Consider the following 6,845-nt stretch of genomic DNA (forward strand, 5'->3'; position numbering starts at 1 on the left):
TCTTCTCTTGTCAAAGAACAAACAGTCAATAAACCGTTTTAAAACCAAAAAATATCATACACTAAATAGTGCAAAATAAAAACCTAAAAGGCAAAACAATGCATATATGATAAATCTTAGTTCTCAAAACAAGAGCAAAAACCAACCATCGCAAGCAGAAACCGCTCTCGTTACTCGACGTATATAGTACTCTTTCAACAAAAGAGTCAATATCATTTTTTCCTTTTTTGAAAATTTAATAGAGAAAAACAAAAAAACGCTATCCAAATATAGAGAAATAAAATTATAACTCCTCATAATAAATCGTATAAACAAAAGGCGTTCAAAAAGAGCATGGCGCCTTTAAAGAAAGGATAGCGCCCTACCCGTAATGGATAAAAACGAGGAAATGCATATGAATTGGTGAAATACGATAGCGCTTTTTTACGTTACTTTAACATTGATTCAAAGAGTGTTCTCTGTACCGCTATGTTTTATAAAGACATTGCGGTATAAAAAGGGTTTGCATAACCTGTAATCTGTAAATCAAATTCTTGTAGAAATGTGCTAAGCTATGTTAGCTTTCCTCGTTTAATATTGAAAAGTACGCTTAGAATCTATGTGGGATAATACACAACAAAAAAACGATCCCGGACAGGACCCTGCTCTTGTCATTAAACGCTTGCGACCTGAGCGCCGCCAGGTCTCAGCCCGTTGGCTTACAGGAACAGTGCTGACAGGAATCACTTCCTGCATTCTTATGGGGATTGCCCTTTTTACGGCTCTTGATGAACAACAGCGATTGGTAACACCACCACAATGGTTTACAAACGAAAACCTCTCACAAACACAAGACCCTGAAGCCAATGGGTATAAAGGGGATCGTATTTCTCCCACCCATGCACGGCAAAGCTTTGATAGTAAACGCAAATTTGAACTATCAATTCTGCAAAAAAAAGGGGATGAAAAAGTCATTCAAACACAACATTTCGCATGGGTTCGCATGGCTTTAGCCGAAAATCGCCAAAAAAAATATAGCTATCCCAAATTTGATTCTTTAAGCATTATGGCAAGTGATTCGGAAAATAAAAGCACCAAACAACAAGATTCAGGACAGATTTACGGGGCAAAAATCGAAACAAGACTTACCTTACGCAGCTATGATTTTGATATCAATCAACTCAACTTTGAGAACACCGATACGCTAACAGATGAAGAAGCACAACAAGAAGTACAAAAAGCTGGATTTACTTTAGAAAAAAGCACCGAACTCCTTTCAGTTCTCACACTGATTGATCCTTTAAAGTTAGAAGAGATATCCTCAGACTCCCAAGGGACAGAGTCCCCTGAAGTGCGTATCGTTCAAGAAAATGTAACCGTTTCTCCTCAAAGTAATCGTATTGATTTAACCAAAAACTATGTTGAAGATATTATTCCTATTCGTAAAAAACAAAAGATAGCCGATGCTTTCAAAAAAACCAGTTACACAAAAGATCAAGTTGAACAGATTGTCAGCACTCTAGAAAAATTTAACCTTTCTGATACCCTTAAAGAGGGAAGTCTTTTACGCATTGGTATCGTGACACAAGCTGGTGAAGAAGACCATCTCGTACGCGTAAGCATTTACCAAGGGATGTATCATGTTCTCACCATTGCCCTAAATGACAAAGGCCAATTCATTGAAAGCGCAGAGCCTAAAATGTCTAAAGCACTTAAAACGGCTTTTCAAAATGGTATTCCACATTCTTATCTCAATAGCGCGCAATTACCAACGGCGTATGATGCACTCTATAATGCATTGCTCAGCCATAATATATCACAATCTCTTTCTCATCGTCTTATTCGTCTGCTTGCCACTAATATTGATATGAAAAGCCGGATAACACCCAGTGATCAGATCGAAATATTTTATGCCTTACCGCAGAGTGATAAAGAAACCAAAAATGGCAAAAAGAATTCAAAAGTAAAAGAATCACCCAAGAATACTGATCCGGAAATTCGTTATATTAGTGCAACTTTTGGCAATACAACTTATAAATATTACCGTTATCAATTAAAAGACGGAAGCGTTGATTACTATGATTCTGAAGGGAAAAATTCAAAGCCTTTCTTGCTGCGCAAACCCACACCAAATGGCGTTTTTGGTTCCCCCTTTGGTCCACGCAAACATCCTATTTTAGGCTATATTCGCATGCACACAGGTGTTGATTGGGTAGCGCCTAAAGGATCACCCATTATTGCTATAGGAGATGGTATTGTCACCAAAGTAGGCGTAACGGGTGGTTATGGAAATCATACGGAAATTCAACATGCCAATGGGTATGTCAGCAGTTATTCACACCAAAGCCGTTATGCTCCAGACATCAAACCAGGCGTAAAAGTACGTCAAGGACAAGTTATCGGATATATTGGAACAACAGGAATGGCAACTGGCCCCCATTGTCACTTTGAAATCATTGTCAATGGTGTAAAAGTTGATCCTATGCGCATTCGTATACCCGATAGCAAAGCCTTAACCAATCAAGATCTACAAGCATTTCTGCAAGAAAAAAATAATATTGATGCTTTGCTAAACAGCCCAATAGACCCCTCTGATGAAGCTTCCTAAAATACTCTTTCAAATTCTCGTTCACAATAGAAAGTTTGAACAATTAAGAAAGAGAAAACCAAAAAAAGAATATAATTCTTCTTAAGCATTCTATCTAATAACCCAACCCTATAAGCCCCATCATTGCTCATATCATTCCCATTGCGTCCCTTTTTCCAATCTCATCAATCATGAAAAAGCTTAACCCTCTTTTCAACAACTCAACGTAAAAAATAAGACGCGTAACAGAGAAAAAAGTAAAATCAAAAGACAAATGCAAATTTCAAAACAATTAAAATAAAGATCTCTGAAGAATGAAGTCTATCCAAGATGGGTTGAAGTTATATTATTTTAAATAATACAATAGTCGTTATTTTTAATATAAAATTTATTTATAAAATATTCTATACTATATTTATAATATAAAAAATATTCAAAAAGTTAGGAGTTAAATTATGAAATATACAACAATCAGTATTATTTTTTTAGCAATATTTAATCATACAAGTTGTGTTATTGGAGGTGAAAAAGTAATTCAAAATATACCTCATGATATAAAGGAAGCCAAAAACCAATTTAGAGATTTAAAGCATCCGTTAGCTTACAAAATTGAGCCTCCTAACAGCTCCCAAATATCTTCAAAAAATCAGAAGAACATTTCTACAAAAAACTATACTGCTATTATCATGGCTGATCCGCAAGCTTGGCATTTAGATTATGGTGATCCTAATGCGAAAATAAACCAAACCCTATGGCTGAAAAGAAATGAGAAAATTGCAAAAGCTATAAAATCACAAAAAGCAGACTTTTATATCGTCAATGGTGACTTAACTGAATTTGGTCGCAGAGAAACCTATGAAGATTATAGCAAGACATATAAAAAACTTGGCTCTCCTGTTTATGAAGGGCTTGGCAATCACGACTATGCAAATAATGTTGGTCATTGTATGATTCCTGAAGAACAGAACGCTTCAGGTGATGCATGTGCAATAGAGGCCATCGTCAGACAGATCAAAGAAATGAAAAAATACAAAGATGAACTCTCCCATTTCAATCAAGACGTCACAGAGTCAACCGACACTTCTAATAAATCTGTTTGTTCTATAGAAGGAAGCTTGGGCTACTCTTGGGATTATGGAGATATTCATTACGTACAACTTCACAATTATCCAATTTATACAGTTCATCTAAAACAAAGTGATAAAGTTGTCCATATTAAGAGCGCTTTGGATTGGCTAAAAAAAGATTTAGCTGCTGCTGATGCAAGAGGGAAAATCACTCTTATAAACTTCCACGATGCGAATGCATTTTTTCCGAATAGTTCTTCACATTTTATTAACCCCGAAAATGCTCACGATCTATCAGTCTTTAAATCAATCATTACCTCTCATAATGTTAAAGCAATCTTTGCTGGTCATACGCATTATCAGAGTTATTGTCGTGTACAAGATGATAAAGTTTTCGGAAATATACCTGTCTACACGGCAGGAGCACTCTTTAGAGGAGACTACTACCTCATCAAAGTGCAAGGAAAAAATGTCCGTGTTCAAGCTTATAATGGTATAACAGGAAAACCTACTTTGATCGAGGATTTGGGACCAATAGGGTCCGATACAGAATTCTTTGAAAATTGTAGTAATTTATAAAGGTATTTTTCTCGATGTTAATCTTGGTCAATAAATAAAGGGTTTAAGCCACCTTCATAAGAGAAATACTGTTTCTTTTACCCGCTTCATATTGAGTTTATGATAAAAAATGATGATCTTTGTGTCCGCAAAACGCAGGTTCAAAAAGGAAACTTCTCACCAAACTGTATACAAAACTATTCAACGAACAAGACTCTAGTTTTGCTCTAACGCTTAGCTTTTCATGCCCACCCCTTTATCTTCAACAATAAGCATCAATTATCCATTTGGTCAATTGTCCACTTGGCTCAGAGCAAAATGACAAATTCTTCAGCAACATTTTATACGGAAAGAGCAAAACTATTTTAAAAAAGAGACGATTATTTTACCAAAATGCAGAAGAAACCGCCCTCAAACTTTACACAAACCCCATGATTAATAATCAAATCTACTCTTGGTTGATCACTTTTTAAAATATATCATACAAAAGCCATAAAGTTTTGTTCTCTGAAGGCTTTTTTGCTGTAATTTGCGGCAGAAGAAGCAAGAGAGTGATTGTAAAAAATGTGTAAATTAGTGCAATAGTTCATCCATAAATTGATCGCATTGTTTTCAAGTTCAATTGATCTTTCAGACGGGTTACATCCTTTCAAAAAGAGGAGCGTGATTCATGAAAAAGTAAATATAACGCCTCTTCTGATATCTCCCCTACCAATTATTTCCTAGAGTTTTTTTAGTTTTGGATGAGAATTTTATGAAAGACAAAAAGAGGATTATTACAGCTCTTTCTTTTACCCTCTTCGTTTTGTTAAAGCCTTGTGCATCTCACAGTCAAGGTCTTTCTGTGACCCACGAAACAAGAAAAAGCTTTGTCGAAAAATTACCAAAACCTGAACGAATGGCCTTTGATGATCGTTCAACGGATGTATACATTGTAAATGAGTTGACCGACCCGCCAACTTCTATGGTGTTAATTGATAAAGCTATCGAGCGTGGAAAATGGAAAACCGGTGAATATTGGGGAAACAAAGGGCCCTCAAAAACAATTGCAGCAGGCTTTGTGGGAAAAGCCGCAACAACGTCAAATGCTTGGCTTTTTGGTTCTGGAGGATGGGTTAAATATAAAGTAGCAGATGACGGAACGATATTAAAATTCCGATGGTATAATCCCTATAGTGGTGCCAATAAATATTCCGTTACTTCAACCAATAAAAACTATTATTTTGAACGAATGGAAGGGCTGGGTGATAACGCAAGAACAATTTGGTACGTAAAAAGAAAAGCACCCAAAAATTATAAGGTTGTCATAGCAGCCGATCCGCAACCATGGCGTTTGGACTCAGGCAATCCTAATGCGAACAGCAACAGAGAACCTTGGCTCAATGTCAATAGGAAAGTTGCAAAAGCATTAGAATCTCACGCAGCTGCATTTTATATCATCAATGGCGACTTAACCGAGTATGGCCGCCCCCAGACCTATCAAGATTATGCAAATGTCTATAAAAGGGGAGTTTATTCTGTCTATGAAGGACTAGGCAATCACGATTACTACAACAATCTTAGTGATTGTATAATACCGTTATCAAATCTTTCAAAGGATGCCTGTGCAGTAAGTGCTGTTAAAAGAATGCTAAAAGAAATAGACAGATATAAGGGTTCTCTCCCCCATTTCAATCAACATGTGACTTATCGTCCATTTCTTCACATGGAAACGGCTCATTACCTCATAACTGGAAGTTTAAGCTATTCATGGGATTATGGAGATATTCACTATGTACAGCTACAAAATTATCCAACCTATACGGCGCGTTTATTTGATGGTCACACGAAAGTAAACATAACGAGTGCTTTAGGTTGGCTGAAAAAAGATTTAGCAGCAGCACGTAAAAGAGGAAAAGAAATCATTCTCAATTTTCATGATGCGCGTCCCTATTTTAGAGATAAGGATTCACATTTTATTACCCCCCAAAATATGAAAAACCTCGCTGCCTTTAAATCAATTATTATGCGTTACAATGTCAAAGCAATCTTTGTAGGGCACCAACATCGGCAAGATTATTGCCGTGTACAAGATGATAAGGTCTTCGGAAATATTCCTATCTACACGGCAGGAGCACTCTTTAAAGGAGACTACTATCTTGTCGATGTACAAGGAAAAAACATTCACGTCAAAGCTTATAATGGCAAAACAGGCACCCCCGTTTTGCTCAAAGATTTAGGAAAAAATGGAGAAAAAATATTCAGTTCCAACACTTGTAGCCTTTTATTATAAAGGCGTTTTTTTCAAGTTTAACAAACAAAAGTGACTCTCTCAAAAAGAGCTTTATGAATGAGATGGGGCTTTTGCTCCATCTGTCTTTTTCTCCATCTATATTGAGTTTTGGCACCGGAATGACAATATTTGTGCCTCCTAAAGCAGAAGTTTCAAACAGAGGTTTTTCACCAAATTGCATACAAAGCTGTTCTACAACCACATGACCAAGTCCTGCTTTTTGTTCTGGGGTTTGGCTTTTCATGCCCACCCCATCATCTTCGACAATAAGCATCAATTGTCCATTCGGCTCAGGGCCAAAGGAGATATAAATATGCCCTTCTCGTTGATCAGGAAAGGCATGTTTTAAAGAATTGGTCAACAATTCACCAAGGATAATTCC

General features: G+C 36.5%; 4 protein-coding genes. 3 read left to right on the forward strand and 1 reads right to left on the reverse strand.

Annotated elements, in window-relative coordinates:
- Positions 1 to 598: 598 nt before the first annotated feature.
- The 3 genes from CEV08_RS08595 to CEV08_RS08605 all read left to right on the forward strand — a co-directional run bounded on the left by CEV08_RS08595 (position 599) and on the right by CEV08_RS08605 (position 6,463).
- Entirely contained in the window at positions 599 to 2,587 is a 1,989-nt protein-coding gene (locus tag CEV08_RS08595) for a M23 family metallopeptidase (protein WP_100131207.1), read from the forward strand.
- Positions 2,588 to 3,021: 434 nt separating this feature from the next.
- Positions 3,022 to 4,212 carry a metallophosphoesterase family protein gene (locus tag CEV08_RS08600; protein WP_100131208.1) on the forward strand — a complete coding sequence of 397 codons (1,191 nt, stop codon included), beginning with the start codon at positions 3,022 to 3,024 and terminating at the stop codon, positions 4,210 to 4,212.
- A gap of 733 nt (positions 4,213 to 4,945) precedes the next feature.
- The gene (locus CEV08_RS08605; protein ID WP_100131209.1) at positions 4,946 to 6,463 is read left to right on the forward strand and encodes a metallophosphoesterase; all 1,518 of its coding nucleotides are present in this window, start codon (positions 4,946 to 4,948) and stop codon (positions 6,461 to 6,463) included.
- Here the strand turns inward: CEV08_RS08605 and CEV08_RS08610 are convergent.
- On the reverse strand, positions 6,432 to 6,845 hold a 414-nt coding region (locus CEV08_RS08610; RefSeq protein WP_245407083.1), incomplete at its 5' end, for an ATP-binding protein. The genes CEV08_RS08605 and CEV08_RS08610 overlap by 32 nt on opposite strands.

The sequence above is a fragment of the Bartonella tribocorum genome (genome assembly GCF_002778015.1).
GTDB lineage: Bacteria > Pseudomonadota > Alphaproteobacteria > Rhizobiales > Rhizobiaceae > Bartonella > Bartonella tribocorum_B.